Genomic DNA, 17,276 nt, shown 5'->3' on the forward strand with positions numbered 1-17,276 from the left:
AATGCTCCAGCCGGAGGGTCAGCGGCCGACGGCGTCCACCAGCGCGGCGAGGGCGGCGGCGAGCCGGCCCGCTCCCGGGCCCGCCGGACCGCCGGGCTCGGTCATGTAGAGGTCCCGCCGGATCTCCACCATCAGCGCGCCCACCTGCGCGTCCGTCCCGTAGAACTCCAGTGGCACGTAGGTCCCGCCGAACGGGCTGTCCAGCCCTGTCTCCCCGCACCCCGCGAAGGCCTCGCGGGCCGCCTCCGTCAGCCAGGCCGGGGTGTGGAAGGCGTCCGTGCCCAGGCACACCGGCGGCCGCGGCCCCGCCCCGTGCAGCTCGTAGGGCAGCGCCCGGCTCGGATAGGAGTGCACGTCGATCACCACGGCCCGCCCGGTCGCGGCCAGCCGCCCGGCGACGGCCTCCGTCATCGCCCGGGCGTACGGCCGGAAGTACCGCTCGACCAACGGCCCGGGGTCGGACGACTCGTCCCGCAGCACCCCCCGGTGCGTGGTCCGCGTGTACACGGCCCCCATCCCGACGGCGAGCATCTCCTCCCGCTCGTCCGGGAACCGCTCGGGATCGACGACCAGCCGGGACAGCCGGTTGACGAACCGCCAGGGGGCCACCCCGGCCAGCGCGGCCGCGGCCTGAGCGAGCTCCGCCGTGTGCGCGTCCGTGATGTGGTCCAGCTCCCGCTCCAGCGCGGCGTCGTCGAGCACGATGCCGGCCCGTACCCCGGGCGGGATGGTCCGTGCCGAGTGCGGCACGTGCAGGATCACGGGCGAATCGGCGGCGCCGGGCAGGAGCGCGTACGACGGCTGGGACACGGGCGGCTCCCGGGGCGTTGTCGGTGGCAGGGTGCGGGATCAAGGTGTCACATCGACGACCGGCGAAGGGGGCAATGAGTTGTCAGGCCAGCAGCTCCCGCACCAGCGCGCCCACCTGTTCCGTCTCGATCAGGAAGCCGTCGTGGCCGTACGGCGACTCGATCACCCGGAGCCGGTCCGCGGACTTGATCAGCGCCGCCAACTCGGCCTGCTGGGCCGGGGGATAGAGGCGGTCGGAGTCCACGCCCGCCACCAGGGTGCGGGCCGTGACCAGGCCGAGTGCGGCCCGCACCCCGCCCCGGGCGCGGCCGACGTCATGGGCGTTCATCGCCTCCGACAGCACCACGTAACTGCCCGCGTCGAACCGCCGTACCAGCTTGGCGGCATGGTGGTCGAGGTACGACTCGACCTGGTAGCGGCCGCCGTCGAAGGGGTTCTCGGTGCCCTGCGGGGTCCGGCCGAAGCGGATCGCGAGCTCGGGTTCGCTGCGATAGGTGACATGGGCGATCCGCCGGGCCAGGCCCAGGCCGGTGTGCGGGGCGCGTCCGGTGCCGTGGTAGTCGCCGCCCTGCCAGTCGGGGTCGGTGCGGATCGCGGTGAGCTGCATGGCCGACCACGCGATCTGCTCCGCGCTCGCCGCGGCCGTCGTGGCGAGCAGCAGCAGGGCCGCCACCCGCTCCGGGTACGACACCGCCCACTCCACGGCCCGCATCCCGCCCATCGAGCCGCCGACGACCAGCGCCCACCGCTCGATGCCCAGGGCGTCGGCCAGCCCGGCCTCGGCGGCGACCTGGTCGCGCTGGGTCAGGAAGGGGAAGGCACCGCCCCACGATCCGCGCCCGTCGGCTCGCTCCGCGGCCGGTCCGGTGCTGCCCTGGCAGCCGCCCAGAACGTTCGGGGCGACGACGAACCAGCGGTCGGTGTCCAGCGCCAGCCCCGGCCCGATCACGCCCTCCCACCAGCCCGGGGTGGGATGCCCCGGCGCGGCGGGCCCGGCGACATGGCTGTCCCCGGTGAGGGCGTGCAGCACGAGCACGGCGTTGGCGGCGTCCGGGGCGAGCCGGCCCCAGGTCTCGAACGCCAGCCGTACGCCGGGAAGTTCACCGCCCGCCTCCAGCGGCAGCGGCTTCTCCGCCGCGTACCACTGCCGACGACCCGGCGGATCCCCCTCCCGCCAGGCCCCGGAGGCCGGCGGAAGGGGAAGGGAACTCTCGGGATGCGGTACGGCGTTCAGGACGCCGCGCCCTTGGCGGCGCGGAATCCGGCCTCCAGGTCGGCCTTGAGATCGGCGAGGTTCTCGATGCCGACCGACAGCCGCACCAGGCCCGGCGTGGTCCCGGTCGCAGCCAACTGCTCCTCGTCCAGCTGGCTGTGGGTGGTGGACGCCGGGTGGATGATCAGGCTGCGGACGTCACCGATGTTGGCGAGGTGGCTGAACAGCTCGACGGCGTCCACGAACCGCTTGCCCGCCTCGATCCCGTCCCGCAGTTCGAAGGAGACGATCGCGCCGGCGCCGCGCGGCAGGTACTTCTGCCCCGCCTCGTACCAGCGGCTGGACGGCAGGCCCGGGTAGTGGACGGCGGCGACCTCGTCGCGCTGCTCCAGCCACTCGGCCAGCGCCTGGGCGTTGGCCGAGTGCCGCTCCAGCCGCAGGCTCAGCGTCTCCACGCCCTGCAGCAGCAGGAACGCCGAGTGCGGCGAGAGCGCCGGGCCGAGGTCGCGCAGCAGCTGCACCCGCAGCTTGATCGCGTACGCGCCCGGGCCGAGCGCCGGCCAGTAGCGCAGGCCGTGGTAGCTGGGGTCGGGTTCGGTGAAGTCGGGGAAGCGGTCGGAGTGCGCGCCGAAGTCGAAGCTGCCCCCGTCGACGACCACGCCCGCGATCGCCGTGCCGTGCCCGCCGAGGAACTTGGTCGCCGAGTGCACCACGATGTCCGCGCCGTGCTCAAGGGGCCGCAGCAGGTAGGGAGTCGGAACCGTGTTGTCCACGATCAGCGGCACCCCCGCCGCGTGCGCCACGTCCGCGACCGCCCGCACGTCGAGCACGTTGCCGCGGGGGTTGCCCAGCGTCTCTGCGAACAGCGCCTTGGTGTTGGGGCGGACGGCCGCCCGCCAGGCCTCGGCGTCGTCCGGGTCGTCCACGAAGGACACCTCGATGCCGAACCTCGGCAGCGTGTGCCGGAACAGGTTGTACGTGCCGCCGTAGAGGGACGTGCTCGACACGATGTGGTCGCCCGCGCCCGCCAGCGTCAGGATCGCCAGGGTCTCCGCGGCCTGCCCGGAGGACAGGGCGACCGCCGCGGCCCCGCCTTCCAGGGCGGCGATCCGCTGCTCGAAGACATCCTGGGTGGGGTTGTGGATGCGGGTGTAGATGTTGCCGGGCTCGGCGAGCGAGAACAGGTCGGCGGCGTGCTGCGTGTCCCGGAACACGAACGACGTCGTCTGGTAGATCGGCGTCGCCCGGGCGCCGGTCGTCGGGTCCGGCGCGGCCCCGGCGTGGATCTGCCGGGTCTCGAACGACCAGGCCGAGGTGTCGGGCCCGGCGGGCGCCTCCTCGGGCGTGTGACCGGCGGTGACGGAGTCGATGGGCTGGCTCATGGTGCTGCTCCTCGTGCGGGAAGGCACGACGGCGTGCGCGTACGGGCACGCGTCGGCAGAACAGGGTGGAACAGGAGAGACGGGGAGGACGGGGAAGACGGGGAGGGCGTGCGAAGGGCCGGAGCGGAGCGTCAGCTCCCGGCGCGACACCCTGTGGTGGTGACACGCACGTGGACGACATGGCGTTGGGTCACAAGCACCGTCATGGGTCGAGCGAACCACAGCGGGTCACGGCGGACCAGCCGCGCACCGCGCGTGACACGCAGACTTCACGAACGACATACGTGCGTCATGCCGCGCGACTCATGTGGCCGGTGCGAGGGCGGCGAGGACGTCTTGCGAGGTCTGCGTCCGTGCCGTCGGCGACCTCGACGCGTGGGTGCGACGGCACCAGGTCGGACAGGGGAGATCCGGCCCTCGGTGTCAGGTTGAAGGGCGGGATCGGGAGTCGAGTTCGGCCGCGCGTGTCCGCAGCTCGTTCGAGGCCGCTACGGCATGGAGGGCGAGCGGTTCGCCGTCGTCCGACTCCAGCCAGCGCTCAACGGCGATTCTGAAGGCGAGCATCCCCACCTCCGCCCCCGGCCGGGCGGTCAGCTCGTCCGTGCCGCGTGCGCGCAGGGCGGCGCTGATCGACCCGGCGATCCTGGCGTGCTTGAGCAGCCCCCGCTCCTGCACTCTTGGCGCGGGCCATGTCGATGGCTGGACCTGGAGCCGACGCTGCCGGAGTGACAGGGCCGGACAGGGCTCCGCCCCGGCGGGCGGGGTGCCTGCCGGGGCGGAGACTTGGGGACTTCAGGAGGCGGCTTCGGCTCAGAGGGCCGCGAGCGCCGCGTTCCAGGTGGCCGACGGGCGCATGACCGCGTCCGCCTTGGCCTTCTCGGGCTGGTAGTAGCCGCCGATGTCGGCCGGGGAGCCCTGGACGGCGAGCAGCTCGTCGACGATCTTCTGCTCGTCGGCGGCGAGCGACTCGGCGAACGGCGCGAACGCCTTGGCCAGGTCGGCGTCGTCGGTCTGCCGGGCCAGCTCCTGCGCCCAGTACAGGGACAGGTAGAAGTGGCTGCCGCGGTTGTCGATGCCGCCGACGCGACGGGTCGGGGACTTGTCCTCGTTGAGGAAGGTCGCCGTGGCGCGGTCGAGGGTGTCGGCAAGGACCTTGGCGCGGGCGTTGCCGGTGAAGTCGGCGTACTGCTCGAAGGACGGCACCAGGGCGAAGAACTCGCCGAGGGAGTCCCAGCGCAGGTAGTTCTCCTTGACCAGCTGCTGGACGTGCTTCGGCGCGGAGCCGCCGGCGCCCGTCTCGAACAGGCCGCCGCCCGCCATCAGCGGGACGACCGACAGCATCTTGGCGCTGGTGCCCAGCTCCAGGATCGGGAAGAGGTCGGTCAGGTAGTCACGGAGCACGTTGCCGGTGACGGAGATGGTGTCCTCGCCGCGGCGGATGCGCTCCACCGACAGCTTGGTCGCCTCGACGGGGGAGAGGATCCGGATGTCCAGGCCCTCGGTGTCGTGCTCCGAGAGGTACTGCTCGACCTTGGCGATCAGCTGCGCGTCGTGCGCACGGCCCTCGTCCAGCCAGAAGACGGCCGGGTCGCCGGTGGCGCGGGCGCGGGTGACGGCCAGCTTCACCCAGTCCTTGATCGGCGCGTCCTTGGTCTGGCAGGCGCGGAAGATGTCACCGGCGGCGACCGGCTGCTCGATCACGACGTTGCCGGCCGCGTCGACCAGGCGGACCGTGCCGGCCGTGGCGATCTCGAAGGTCTTGTCGTGGGAGCCGTACTCCTCGGCCTTCTGCGCCATCAGGCCCACGTTCGGGACCGAGCCCATGGTGGACGGGTCGAAGGCGCCGTTGGCCCGGCAGTCCTCGATCACGGCCTGGTAGACACCGGCGTAGGAGGAGTCCGGGATGACCGCGAGGGTGTCGGCCTCCTGGCCGTCCGCGCCCCACATGTGGCCGGAGGTGCGGATCATGGCCGGCATCGAGGCGTCGACGATGACGTCCGACGGCACGTGCAGGTTGGTGATGCCCTTGTCGGAGTCGACCATGGCGAGGGCCGGGCCCTCGGCGATCTCGGCGTCGAAGGAGGCCTTGATCTCGGCGCCCTCGGGCAGGTTCTCCAGGCCCTTGAGGATGCCGCCCAGACCGTCGTTCGGGGACAGGCCGGCCGCCTTGAGCGTCTCGCCGTACTTCGCGAACGTCTTCGGGAAGAAGACGCGCACCACGTGACCGAAGATGATCGGGTCGGAGACCTTCATCATCGTGGCCTTCAGGTGCACGGAGAACAGGACGCCCTCCTGCTTGGCACGGGCGACCTGCGCGGCCAGGAAGTCGTTGAGCTGCGCGACGTGCAGTACGGAGGCGTCGACGACCTCGCCCGCGAGGACCGGTACGGACTCCCGGAGGACGGTGGTGGTGCCGTCCTCGGCGACCAGCTCGATCTTCAGCGCGCCGGCCTCGGAGATCACCGCGGACTTCTCGGTGGAGCGGAAGTCGTTCTCGCCCATGGTCGCCACGTTGGTCTTGGACTCGGGGGTCCAGGCGCCCATGCGGTGCGGGTGGGTCTTGGCGTAGTTCTTGACCGAGGCGGGGGCGCGGCGGTCCGAGTTGCCCTCACGCAGGACCGGGTTCACGGCGGAACCCTTGACCTTGTCGTAGCGGGCGCGGATCTCGCGCTCCTCGTCGGACTTCGGGTCGTCCGGGTAGTCCGGCAGCGCGTAGCCCTTGCCCTGGAGCTCGGCGACGGCCGCCTTCAGCTGCGGGATCGAGGCCGAGATGTTCGGCAGCTTGACGATGTTGGCCTCGGGCGTCTTGGCAAGGTCGCCCAGCTCGGCCAGCGCGTCGGGGAGGCGCTGGTCCTCGTTCAGGTACTCCGGGAAGTGGGCGATGATGCGTCCGGCCAGCGAGATGTCGCGGGTCTCCACGGCGACACCGGCCTGCGAGGCATACGCCTGGATCACCGGCAGGAACGAGTGCGTCGCGAGGGCCGGGGCCTCGTCTGTGTAGGTGTAGATGATGGTCGAGTCAGTCACCGGGTGCTCCGCTCCACGTCTGCAACATTGCTCGACATCAAGATATCTCGTGATCGACCCATGCTCGACAGGGGTCCGCGACTCGGAAGATCCGGTTGTCCGGTTGTCATACGACGGGCAACCGGATCGGTCCAAAGGGTGGTCATGACAAACGAGCCACCATGCGCGCCACCACCGACCCGGCGGCCGGACCGACCACCCGGCTCGCCCGAGCGAAAGCGGACCATGAGATATCGCACCAGAGTGGCGGCCCCGGTGGCCGCCCTGCTCGGCACGGCGACCGTACTGGCCACGGGGGCCCCGGCCCTCGCGCGTCCCTTCTCCGCGGGGGAGAAAAGCGGCGTCGCGAGGACCGGGGGCAGCACACCGGCCCCGGGCCCGGAGACCCTCGGCGACCCCGTCTACCCGGCCCTCGGCAACGACGGCTACCGCGTCCTCGCCTACGACCTCGACCTCGCGTACGACGCCACCACCCGGCTGGTCGACGCCACCGCGACGCTGCGCATCCGCACCACCCAGGACCTGTCCCGCTTCTCCCTCGACGCCCTCGGCCTGGACATCTCCGCCGTGCGCGTCGACGGCCGGGACGCCGCCTTCGAACAGACGGACGAGAAGCTGCGGATCACGCCTGCCAGGCCGTTGTGCGAGCGGGACGGTGTCACCGTGTGCGTGACCTACACGGCCGACCCGCGCCGCACCCTCCCGCACACCGCCTGGGTGCCCACCCCCGACGGCTTCGCGATCTGCCCGCAGCCGAACTCCGCGCACACCGTCTTCCCGTGCAACGACCACCCCTCGGACAAGGCCGACCTCACCGTCCGCATCACCGTCCCGAGCGGCCTGCGGGGGGTCGCGAACGGCCTGCTCACCTGCACCGAGACGCTTTCCGACGGCCGGACGGCGTACTCGTACCGCTCCCGTTCCCCGATCGCCACGGAACTCGTCCAGATCACCGTCGGCGACTACGTGATCAAGGACCGGCCGGGCCCGCACGGCCTGCCGCTGCGGGACGTCGTCCCCACGGCCCGGGCCGCCGCCCTGGAACCGGCCCTGGCCCTGACCCCCGGCCTGGTGACATGGCTGGAGGACCGGCTGGGTGCCTTCCCGTTCGAGACGTACGGACTGCTGCCCTGCAACTCCGACGACCCGAACGCCTTCGACTTCACGGGCCTTGAGACCCAGACCCTCACCCTCTACAAGCCGAACTTCCTGCTCCAGGCCGAGCCGAAGATCGGCTCGCACATGATGCACGAGCTGGTCCACTCCTACTTCGGCAACCTGGTCTCCCCCGCCACCTGGGCCGACCTCTGGCTGAACGAGGGCCACGCCGATTTCTACGGGCTGCTCTACCGCTACGAACGCGGCTGGCCGGACTCCCTGGGCCTCACCACCATGGAGGCCCGGATGAAGGACACCTACGCCCGCGGCGACCAGTGGCGCCACGACTCGGGCCCGGTCGCCGCCCCGAACGAGGCCGACCTCTTCGACAGCCAGCGCTACCTCGGCGGCGTCCTGGTCCTGTACGCCTTCCGCGAGCTGGTCGGCGAGGACGCCTTCCACACGGTCGAGCGCACCTTCCTGGACCGCTTCCGGCGCCGCTCGGCCTCGACGGACGACTACATAGCCGTCGCCACGGAGGTCACCGGCCAGGACCGGTCCGGCTTCCTGCGCGACTGGCTCTACGGCACGACGACCCCGCGCATGCCCGGCCACCCGGACTGGACGGTCACCCCGGTGACGCCGTCCCCGGCCGCCCCGCACAGCCTGCGGGGCGGCCACCACCACGACAACTCGGCCACGCTGTAGGCGCGACCGGCAGGGGGCTAGTCGGTGCGCGGCAGACCCGCGGGCATCTCGTCCGTGACCCGCTGCTGCGGAATCACCACCGCCCCCTGCTGGAGTGCCACCGTGCGGGCCGGAGCCGGGATGCGGATGCCCTCCTCGCGGTAGCGGCGGTGCAGGCGCTTGACGAACTCGTGCTTGATGCGGAACTGGTCGCTGAACTCGCCGACGCCCAGGATCACCGTGAACCCGATCCGAGAGTCCCCGAAGGTGTGGAACCGGATGGCGGGCTCGTGGTCCGGGACCGCGCCGGTGATCTCGGTCATGGTCTCGGCGATGACCTCGTGCGTGACCCGTTCGACGTGGTCGAGGTCGCTGTCGTAGCCCACACCCACCTGCACCAGGACCGTCAGCTGCTGCTCGGGACGCGTGTAGTTGGTCATGTTGGTCTTCGCCAGCTGGCCGTTCGGGATGACCACCAGGTTGTTGGAGAGCTGACGGACGGTCGTCTGGCGCCAGTTGATGTCCACGACATAGCCCTCCTCGCCGCTGCTCAGCTGGATGTAGTCGCCCGGCTGGACGGTCTTGGAGGCGAGGATGTGGATGCCCGCGAAGAGGTTGGCCAGGGTGTCCTGGAGGGCGAGCGCGACCGCCAGACCGCCCACGCCCAGGGCGGTGAGCAGGGGTGCTATCGAGATGCCCAGCGTCTGGAGCATCACCAGGAAGCCGATCGCCAGGACCAGCACCCGGGTGATGTTCACGAAGATCGTGGCCGAACCGGCGACCCCGGAGCGGGACTGGGTGACCGACTGCACCAGCCCGGCGGTCACCCGCGCCACCGACACCGTCACCGCGAAGATGAGCAGCACCTTCAGACACTGGTTCGTGTGGTGCTGGACCGTCTTCGTCAGCGGCAGCACCGCCGCCGCGGCCGCCGCGCCACCCGCGATCGCCGCCCACGGGACCACCGCGCGCAGCGCGTCCACGAGGACGTCGTCACCGCTCCAGCGGGTCCGCTTCGCGTGCCCGGCCAGCCAGCGCAGCATCCCGCGCGACAGAAAGGCCAGCAACAGGCCCGCCGCGAGGGCGATTCCGGCCAGGACCAGGTCATCGACGGTGAGCGCTCGGTCCACCGGTCACCTCCCATTCGATCGTGCAACCACTCATCCTGCCGTATCCGCACGGAGGTTCGTACCGGCCGCACCCGCGTGCGCTTGTGCTGCCCCTCACCACTGCGGCAGGCTGTCGCGCAGTGATCGTCAGGGGAGGCTCGATGACAGGTCCGGTGCTCGCGGTCGACCAGGGCACGTCCGGTACCAAGGCCCTGGTGATCTGCCCCGAACGGGGCGTCATCGGCACCGGATTCGCCGCCGTACAGCCCCGGCACCTGCCCGGTGGCCTGGTGGAGGCCGACCCCGTGGAGCTCTACGACTCGGTGCTCGTCGCCGGCCGCCGGGCGCTCGCCGAGGCCGGCGAACCGGTGACCGCGCTCGGCCTGGCCAACCAGGGCGAGACCGTCCTCGCCTGGGACCCCGGCACCGGACGTCCGCTCACCGACGCCATCGTCTGGCAGGACCGCCGGGCCGAGTCCGTCTGCACCGAACTCGCGGAGCACGCCGAGGAGTTACGCGCCCTCACCGGCCTCCCGCTCGACCCCTACTTCGCCGCGCCGAAGATGGCCTGGATCCGCCGGCACCTCACCACCGAGGGAGTCGTCACCACCACCGACGCCTGGCTGGTCCACCGGCTCACCGGCGCCTACGTCACCGACGCCGCCACCGCAGGCCGCACCCACCTCCTCGACCTGGACCGGGTGCAGTGGTCGTCCCGCGCCCTCGACCTCTACGGGCTGTCCGCCGAACACCTCCCCGAGATCGTCGACAACGCCCAACTCGTCGGCAGCACGAAGGAGTTCGGGGACAAGATCCCGATCACCGGCCTCGCCACGGACCAGCAGGCCGCCCTCCTCGCCCAGCGCATCACCGGGCCCGGCGGCGCCAAGTGCACCTACGGCACCGGGGCCTTCCTGCTCGCACACACCGGGGACACACCCCGGCACAGCACCTCCGGACTGGTCAGCTGTGTCGCCTGGCGCCTCGCCGGAGAGCCCGGCTACTGCCTGGACGGCCAGGTGTACACCGCCGCCTCCGCCGTGCGCTGGCTCACCGACCTCGGTGTGATCTCGGGCCCCGCCGACCTGGACCGGGTGGGCGGCACCGTCCCCGACACCGGCGGGGTCACCTTCGTCCCCGCGCTGGCCGGGCTCGCCGCCCCCTGGTGGCGCGGCGACCTGCGCGGCTCCCTCACCGGGCTCGGCCTCGACACCGGTCCCGGGCATCTGGCCCGGGCCCTGTGCGAGGGTCTCGCCGCGCAGGTGGCGGAGCTCGCCGAAGCCGCCGAGACCGACCTCGGCACCCCGCTGACCGCGCTGCGCGTCGACGGCGGCCTGACCCGCTCGGCCCTGCTCATGCAGACCCAGGCCGACCTGCTGCAACGCCCCGTCGAGGTGTCCACGCTGCCCGATGCCACCGCCCTGGGCGTGGGCGCGCTGGCCCACCTCGGCAGCGACCCCGTCGACTTCCTGCCGGACGGCCGGCCGTCCGCCGTCTACGAGCCGCGCATCTCCGCCGCCGAGGCCGCCGACCGCCTCGGCGTCTTCCGGGCCGCCGTCGCCACCCTGCTCGACCGGCCGCCGGCCGGGGCCGGACCGGGAACGCCCGGATGACGGTCACCGCCGAGGGGCCGCCGCCCGCTGCCCCGTACGACGTGACGGTCGTCGGCGCCGGGGTGGTCGGCAGCGCGATCGCCCGCGAACTCGCCCGCCACCCGCACCTCGGGGTCGCCCTGGTGGAGGCCCAGGAGGACGTCGGTCAGGGCACCTCCAAGGCCAACACCGCCATCCTGCACACCGGTTTCGACGCCCACCCCGGCACCCTGGAGGCCCGCCTCGTCCGCGAGGGCTCCCGCCTTCTCGCCGCGTACGCCGCCGAGTCCGGCATCCCGGTCGAGCCGGTCGGCGCGCTGCTGGTCGCCTGGGACCGGGAGCAACTGGCCGCCCTGCCGGAGCTCGCGCGCAAGGCCGTACGCAACGACTGCCACGACACCGGGCAGTTGGGCGCCGACGAGCTGTACACCCGCGAACCCCACCTGGGTCCCGGCGCCCTCGGCGCGCTGCACGTACCCGGCGAGAGCATCGTCTGCCCGTGGAGCACCACCCTGGCCTACGCCACCCAGGCGGTGCGGGGCGGCGTCGACCTCCACCTCGACTGCCGTGTCACGGCGGCGAGCCGACGCGACGGCATCCACACCCTCACCACCTCGCGCGGCCCGCTGCACACCCGCCACCTGGTCAACGCGGCCGGCCTGCACGCCGACACCCTGGACCGCCTCCTCGGCCACCGCGCCTTCACCGTCACCCCGCGCCGGGGCCAGCTGATCGTCTACGACCGGCTCGCCCGCCCCCTCGTCCGGCACATCCTGCTGCCGGTCCCCACCGCTCTCGGCAAGGGCGTCCTGGTCGCCCCGACGGTCTACGGCAACGTCCTGCTGGGCCCGACCGCCGAGGACCTGGACGACAGGACCGCCACCCGGTCCACCGCGCAGGGACTGGCGCAGCTCCGCGAGAAGGGCCGCCGGATCCTGCCCGCGCTCCTCGACGAGGAGGTCACCGCCGTCTACGCCGGCCTGCGGGCCGCCACCGAACACGACGACTACCGCATCTCCGCCCACCCCGACCAGGCGTACGTCACCGTGGGCGGCATCCGCTCCACGGGCCTCACCGCGTCGCTCGCCATCGCCTCCCATGTCACCGGACTGCTGGGCGAGGCGGGGCTGGACCTGAAGAACCCCGTCGACCTGGATCCGGTGCGCATGCCGAACCTCGGTGCCGCCTTCCCCCGCCCCTACCAGCAGGGTGGTGACGTGATCGTCTGCCACTGCGAGCAAGTCACCCGCGGCGAGATCAGGAACGCCCTCGCCACCACGATCCCGCCGCGCGGCCTGCCGGGCCTGCGCCGCCGTACCCGGGCCGGGGCGGGCCGCTGCCAGGGCTTCCACTGCGGGGCGACGGTCCGGGAGCTGTTCGAGAAGGCGGGCAGACCGTGACCAAGGAACGCCACGTCGACGTGCTCGTCGTCGGTGCCGGTCCGGCCGGTCTCGCGGCCGCCGCCCGGCTCGCCGTCGCCGGAGCCGGCCGGGTGGAGGTGCTGGAACGGGAACAGGAGGCTGGGGGAGTGGCACAGTACTGCGCCCACGGCGGATTCGGCACCTGGACCAAGCCGTTGACCGGACCGGCGTACGCCCGGCTGCTCGTCGAGGCGGCCGGGCGGGCGGGTGCGGTGGTCCGTACGGGGGTGACCGTGCTGGACTGGGCCGGTTCGACAGCGCCCCAAAGGGGCGCGGGGCTGTACGAGATGTGCGGCTGCCGCCACGTGGGCGCGACCAGCCACGACGGTGCCGCAGTCGGCACACGGCAAGCGGAGCGCTTGGGCCTCGCCACGATCGGCGTGCGCGGCCCGGAGACGGTCACCGCACGGGCGGTGGTCCTCGCCACCGGCGCCTACGAACGCCCCCGCGCGGCACGGCTGATCCCGGGCACCCGGCCCGCCGGGGTCTACACCGGAGGCGAACTTCAGCAGGCGGTGCACCGCTACCGGCAGCCGATCGGGCGGCGGGCGGTGCTGGTGGGGGCCGAGGACGTGTCGTACGCGGCGGCCGGGGCCGTACGCGCGGCGGGTGCCGAGGTGGTCGCGATGGTCGCCGACCGGCCGCGCGCCGGAGCCGTCCGTGCCCTGGACGCCCGGCTCCGCTCCCGCATCCCGCTGCTGACCGGCACGACGGTCACCGAACTTCTCGGGCACGGGCGGCTGTCCGGTGTGCGGATCCGGCACCGCGACGGCCGTACCGGCGTCCTCGCCTGCGACACCGTGGTCTTCACCGGGGACTTCGCCGCCGAGGACGAACTCGCCCGGCGGGCCCGGATCGCCCTCGCCCACCGGCCGTACACCGACCGCCCGGGTGTCTTCGCCGTCGGCGGTCTGCGGAACCCGGGACTGGACGCCCGGGCGGCGACCAGGGAGGGGGCCGAGGCGGGGCGGGCGGTGCTGGAGTGGCTGGTCAGTCGCCCGTGAAGGACCCGTGCCGGCCCGCCCCCGACGCGAACCGGGCCGCGCCTTCCAGGCCCTCCGCCAGCACGGCCGTCCCGTGCCGGATCTCGGCCCCCATCGCCGCCGTCTCGGACAGCCCCTCCTGGTCGAGGACCGACGCGCGGTCGCTGCGCAGACAGGCCTGCGGGAAACCCGCGATGGACGCGGCCAGTTCCTCGGCCGCCTCGCGGGCGCGGCCGGCGGGGACGACCCGGTTGGCCAGGCCCATCTCGTACGCCTCGGGGGCCGGGACCGGACGGCCGGTGAGGATCAGGTCCATCGCCCGGCCGGTGCCGATCAGCCGGGGCAGCCGTACCGTGCCGCCGTCGATCAGCGGCACGCCCCAGCGGCGGCAGAAGACGCCGAACACCGCGTCCTCCTCGGCGACCCGCAGATCGCACCACAGGGCCAGCTCCAGCCCCCCGGCCACGGCATGCCCGGCGATCGCCGCGATCACCGGCTTGGAGAGGCGCAGCCGGGTCGGGCCCATCGGGCCGTCGCCGTCCTCCGCCACCCGGTTGCTGCGCTCGCCGCCCATCGCCTTGAGGTCCGCGCCCGCGCAGAACGTGCCGCCCGCGCCCCACAGCACCGCTACCCGGGCCTCCTCGTCCGCCTCGAACTCCCGGAAGGCGGCGACGAGTTCGGCCGCCGTCGGCCCGTCCACCGCATTGCGCACCTCGGGCCGGGAGAGCACGACCGTGGTGACATGACCCTTGCGTTCGAGGTGGACCGGCATGTTCTCCCTCTCGTCGGAAGACCTTCAGATGACCTTCAGCCGTACCAGCGCTCCCAGTGTCAGGGCTCCCGGCAGCAACGGCACCCACACGGTGATGATCCGGTACGCGAGGACCACGGCCGTGGCCACCGCCACCGGGCCGCCGGCCGCCACCAGCGCCACGATCAGCGCCGCCTCCACCGAACCCAGGCCGCCCGGCGTGGGGATGAGGGCGACGGCGACCGTGGCCGCCAGGTACGCCAGCGCCATGTGTGCGGGCGGCACGTCGAGGCCCAGGGCCTGCCCCACCGCCACCAGACCGGCCGCCTGGAGCGCGGGGAAGGCGAGCGAGCCGCCCCACAGCGCCAGCGCCCGGGACGGACGCGTGTGCACCGAGCGGGCCTCGCACAGGGCGCTGCGCACGAAGCGGAACACCGGCTCGCGCACCCGCCGGACGAGGAACAGCGTGGCCAGCGCCACGGCCAGCAGCGCGCCGGCGACGGCGAGCACCGGTCCGACGTCACCGTCGGGGAGCAGGCCGTCGAGCCGCAGCGCGTCCGGGAAGGCGACGAAGAACACCGCCATCAGGCCCACGCGGGCGATCGACTCGGCGAGCAGGTAGAGGGCCAGCGCGGCGGAGGAGGTGGCGAGCGGCACCCCGCACACGGTCATGAACCGCAGGTTGACCGCGCCCGAGCCGAGGCCCGTCGGCAGCAGGTGGTTGGCCGAGCCCGCCGCGAGCTGGGTGGCCAGCAGCCGCCAGCGGGGCAGCGGCTGGACGACCGCGCCCTGCCGGGTGAAGGCGGCGGCCACCCAGGTCAGGCAGGTGGCACCGCCGGCCGCCAGCAGCCAGGGCCAGGAGGCGTCGCGCAGATGGCCGAAGCCCTCGACGAGGACCGGCCAGTGCTGCACCGCGATGCCCGCGACCAGCACGAGCGGAATCAGGGTGAGGATGTGCCGCCAGGGGATGCGGCGGGCGAGCCGGGGGAGACGGCTCTCACGGAAGTCGGGGATTCTTACCGCTGTCACACCGGGAGAGGTTTTCCGCGCCGCCCCAACTGCGGGTGGCGGAAGAGGAGACACCGGATGACGGAAGGGAAGCGGGTGAGGACTCATCGGGTCCTTCGTACGGGGGGACGGCGAGCGGACCTTGACCTCAACGAAGCTTGAGGTCTTACGTTCTCCCTCATGAGTATGGAGACCACCGCCTGGATGCAGCTGCACAGCGTGATGACCGCCCAGCAGGAGCGGCGCCCGTTCGACCGGGCCACGCTGCGCCGCATCGCCGCCTTCGCCCGCCCGTACCGGGGCGGCATAGTCCGTTTCGTCCTCCTCGGGGTGGTCACCGCCCTGCTCGCCGTCGCGACCCCGGTGCTGGCCGGCCATGTCGTCGACGCGATCGTGTCGGGGCACGACACCGGCACGGTCGTACGGCTGTCCCTGCTGATCGCTCTGGTTGCGCTCGTGGAGGCGGCGCTCGGGGTGCTCGGGCGGCGGCTCTCGGCGACGCTCGGGGAGGGCCTCATCCTCGACCTGCGCACGGCTGTGTTCGATCATGTGCAGCGCATGCCCGTCGCGTTCTTCACACGTACCCGTACGGGAGCGCTGGTCAGCCGTCTCAACAACGACGTGATCGGCGCCCAGCGGGCCTTCGCCGGCACCCTCTCCGGTGTGGTCAGCAACCTGGTCACGCTGGTGCTCACGCTCGCCGTGATGCTCACCCTGTCCTGGCAGATCACCCTGCTCGCGCTGGTGCTGCTGCCGGTGTTCGTGGTGCCCGCCCGCCGGATGGGCGGCCGGATGGCCCGGATGCAGCGGGAGGCCGCCGCGCTCAACGCGGACATGGGCACCCGGATGACCGAGCGGTTCTCCGCGCCGGGCGCCACCCTGATCAAGCTCTTCGGCCGCCCCGAGGAGGAGTCGGCGGAGTTCACCGCCCGAGCCGCCCGGGTCCGGGACATCGGGGTGCGGACCGCCACTTCCCAGTCGGTGTTCATGACCGCGCTGACCCTGGTCTCCTCGCTGGCGCTCGCCCTGGTCTACGGCCTCGGCGGCTGGTTCGCGCTGCGCGGCACCCTGGAACCGGGCGCGGTGGTCTCCCTGGCCTTGCTGCTGACCCGTCTCTACGCCCCGCTCACCGCGCTCGCCGGCGCCCGGGTCGAGGTGATGAGCGCGCTGGTCAGCTTCGAGCGGGTCTTCGAGGTCCTCGACCTGAAGCCCCTGATCGAGGAGAAACCGGACGCCCGAGAGGTCCCCGAGGGCCCGGTGGCCGTCGAGTTCGAGGACGTCCGCTTCGCCTACCCGGCCGCCGACCAGGTCTCCCTGGCCTCGCTCGAAGAGGTCGCGGTCCTCGACTCGCGCGGCGGCAGCGAGGTCCTGCACGGCATCTCCTTCCGCGCCGAACCCGGCCAGACCGTCGCCCTCGTGGGCTCCTCCGGCGCCGGCAAGTCCACCATCGCCCAGCTGCTGCCGCGCCTGTACGACGTCGACGAGGGCGCCGTCCGCATCGGCGGCGCCGACGTCCGCGACCTGAGCGCCGGCTCGGTGCGCGCCACCCTCGGCATGGTCACCCAGGACGGCCACCTCTTCCACGACACCGTCCGCGCCAACCTGCTGCTCGCCCGGCCCTCGGCCACGGACGAGGAGCTGTGGGACGCCCTCGGCCGCGCCCGGCTCGGCGAGGTCGTCCGGTCGCTGCCCGACGGCCTGGACACGGTGGTCGGCGAGCGCGGCTACCGCCTCTCCGGCGGCGAACGGCAGCGGATGACCATCGCCCGGCTGCTGCTGGCCCGCCAGCGCGTGGTGATCCTCGACGAGGCCACCGCCCATCTCGACAACACCTCGGAGGCGGCGGTCCAGGAGGCCCTCGCCGAGGCGCTGGCGGGACGCACCGCCGTCGTCATCGCCCACCGGCTGTCCACGGTCCGGGCCGCCGACCAGATCCTGGTGGTCGAGTCCGGCCGGATCGTGGAGCGCGGCACCCACGACGAACTCCTCGCGGAGGACGGGCGGTACGCCGAACTGCACCGCACTCAGTTCACAGAGGTGACGACGCCCTGACAGAGCGTTCACATCCCCGTCACGTTTTCCTGTGAGTCGGGGAGGGGAGCGCTCCCCTACTTGACGGCCGTGGTCCGGACCTTTAGTTTCACGCCTTAAACAAAGCCTCACGTGTGTAGCCAACACCCACCTGACCAAAGGGT

General features: G+C 72.7%; 13 protein-coding genes. 5 read left to right on the forward strand and 8 right to left on the reverse strand.

What is annotated here, in order from left to right; genetic code table 11:
* Nucleotides 1-18 precede the first annotated feature (18 nt).
* The 5 genes from ACFWPS_RS28190 to ACFWPS_RS28210 all read right to left on the reverse strand — a co-directional run bounded on the left by ACFWPS_RS28190 (nucleotide 19) and on the right by ACFWPS_RS28210 (nucleotide 6,432).
* Complete coding sequence (locus tag ACFWPS_RS28190) at nucleotides 19-810, reverse strand: N-formylglutamate amidohydrolase (RefSeq protein ID WP_383709421.1); 792 nt, start codon at nucleotides 808-810, stop codon at nucleotides 19-21.
* 82 nt (nucleotides 811-892) lie between these two features.
* A complete protein-coding gene (locus tag ACFWPS_RS28195; RefSeq protein WP_383709505.1) occupies nucleotides 893-2,044 on the reverse strand; it encodes a homoserine O-acetyltransferase in 1,152 nt (383 codons plus the stop codon).
* Nucleotides 2,041-3,405, reverse strand: a complete 1,365-nt coding sequence (locus tag ACFWPS_RS28200; RefSeq protein ID WP_383709424.1) for a bifunctional o-acetylhomoserine/o-acetylserine sulfhydrylase — start codon at nucleotides 3,403-3,405, stop codon at nucleotides 2,041-2,043. Before ACFWPS_RS28200 ends, ACFWPS_RS28195 begins: the two co-directional genes overlap by 4 nt.
* 423 nt (nucleotides 3,406-3,828) lie before the next feature.
* Nucleotides 3,829-4,080 (reverse strand): hypothetical protein, encoded by a 252-nt coding sequence (locus ACFWPS_RS28205; RefSeq protein ID WP_383709427.1) that lies wholly within the window; start codon nucleotides 4,078-4,080, stop codon nucleotides 3,829-3,831.
* A gap of 135 nt (nucleotides 4,081-4,215) precedes the next feature.
* Complete coding sequence (locus ACFWPS_RS28210) at nucleotides 4,216-6,432, reverse strand: NADP-dependent isocitrate dehydrogenase (protein WP_383709430.1); 2,217 nt, start codon at nucleotides 6,430-6,432, stop codon at nucleotides 4,216-4,218.
* 225 nt (nucleotides 6,433-6,657) lie between these two features.
* Here ACFWPS_RS28210 and ACFWPS_RS28215 point away from each other — a divergent pair, with 225 nt between their 5' ends.
* A complete protein-coding gene (locus ACFWPS_RS28215; protein WP_383709433.1) occupies nucleotides 6,658-8,238 on the forward strand; it encodes a M1 family metallopeptidase in 1,581 nt (526 codons plus the stop codon).
* A gap of 17 nt (nucleotides 8,239-8,255) precedes the next feature.
* Here ACFWPS_RS28215 and ACFWPS_RS28220 read toward each other — a convergent pair whose 3' ends face one another.
* A complete protein-coding gene (locus ACFWPS_RS28220) occupies nucleotides 8,256-9,347 on the reverse strand; it encodes a mechanosensitive ion channel family protein (RefSeq protein WP_383709436.1) in 1,092 nt (363 codons plus the stop codon).
* Nucleotides 9,348-9,487: 140 nt separating this feature from the next.
* On the opposite strand from ACFWPS_RS28220, the gene ACFWPS_RS28225 reads away from it, so the two are divergent.
* The 3 genes from ACFWPS_RS28225 to ACFWPS_RS28235 are packed head-to-tail and all read left to right on the forward strand — an operon-like array spanning nucleotide 9,488 to nucleotide 13,343.
* Nucleotides 9,488-10,939, forward strand: coding sequence for an FGGY family carbohydrate kinase (locus ACFWPS_RS28225; RefSeq protein WP_383709439.1), 1,452 nt, complete (start codon nucleotides 9,488-9,490; stop codon nucleotides 10,937-10,939).
* A complete protein-coding gene (locus ACFWPS_RS28230) occupies nucleotides 10,936-12,318 on the forward strand; it encodes an FAD-dependent oxidoreductase (RefSeq protein WP_383709442.1) in 1,383 nt (460 codons plus the stop codon). The genes ACFWPS_RS28225 and ACFWPS_RS28230 overlap by 4 nt, the downstream gene beginning before the upstream one ends.
* Nucleotides 12,315-13,343: an FAD-dependent oxidoreductase gene (locus ACFWPS_RS28235; protein WP_383709444.1), complete on the forward strand. Its 1,029-nt coding sequence runs from the start codon at nucleotides 12,315-12,317 to the stop codon at nucleotides 13,341-13,343. The genes ACFWPS_RS28230 and ACFWPS_RS28235 overlap by 4 nt, the downstream gene beginning before the upstream one ends.
* Here ACFWPS_RS28235 and ACFWPS_RS28240 read toward each other — a convergent pair.
* Nucleotides 13,330-14,094 (reverse strand): crotonase/enoyl-CoA hydratase family protein, encoded by a 765-nt coding sequence (locus tag ACFWPS_RS28240; RefSeq protein WP_383709446.1) that lies wholly within the window; start codon nucleotides 14,092-14,094, stop codon nucleotides 13,330-13,332. The genes ACFWPS_RS28235 and ACFWPS_RS28240 overlap by 14 nt on opposite strands.
* 24 nt (nucleotides 14,095-14,118) lie before the next feature.
* Nucleotides 14,119-15,102, reverse strand: coding sequence for a YbhN family protein (locus tag ACFWPS_RS28245; RefSeq protein WP_383709448.1), 984 nt, complete (start codon nucleotides 15,100-15,102; stop codon nucleotides 14,119-14,121).
* A 165-nt stretch (nucleotides 15,103-15,267) separates the two neighbouring features.
* Here ACFWPS_RS28245 and ACFWPS_RS28250 point away from each other — a divergent pair, with 165 nt between their 5' ends.
* A complete protein-coding gene (locus ACFWPS_RS28250; RefSeq protein WP_383709508.1) occupies nucleotides 15,268-17,133 on the forward strand; it encodes an ABC transporter ATP-binding protein in 1,866 nt (621 codons plus the stop codon).
* Nucleotides 17,134-17,276 lie beyond the last annotated feature (143 nt).

It is taken from the genome of Streptomyces sp. NPDC058457, assembly GCF_042720695.1.
Taxonomy (GTDB): domain Bacteria; phylum Actinomycetota; class Actinomycetes; order Streptomycetales; family Streptomycetaceae; genus Streptomyces.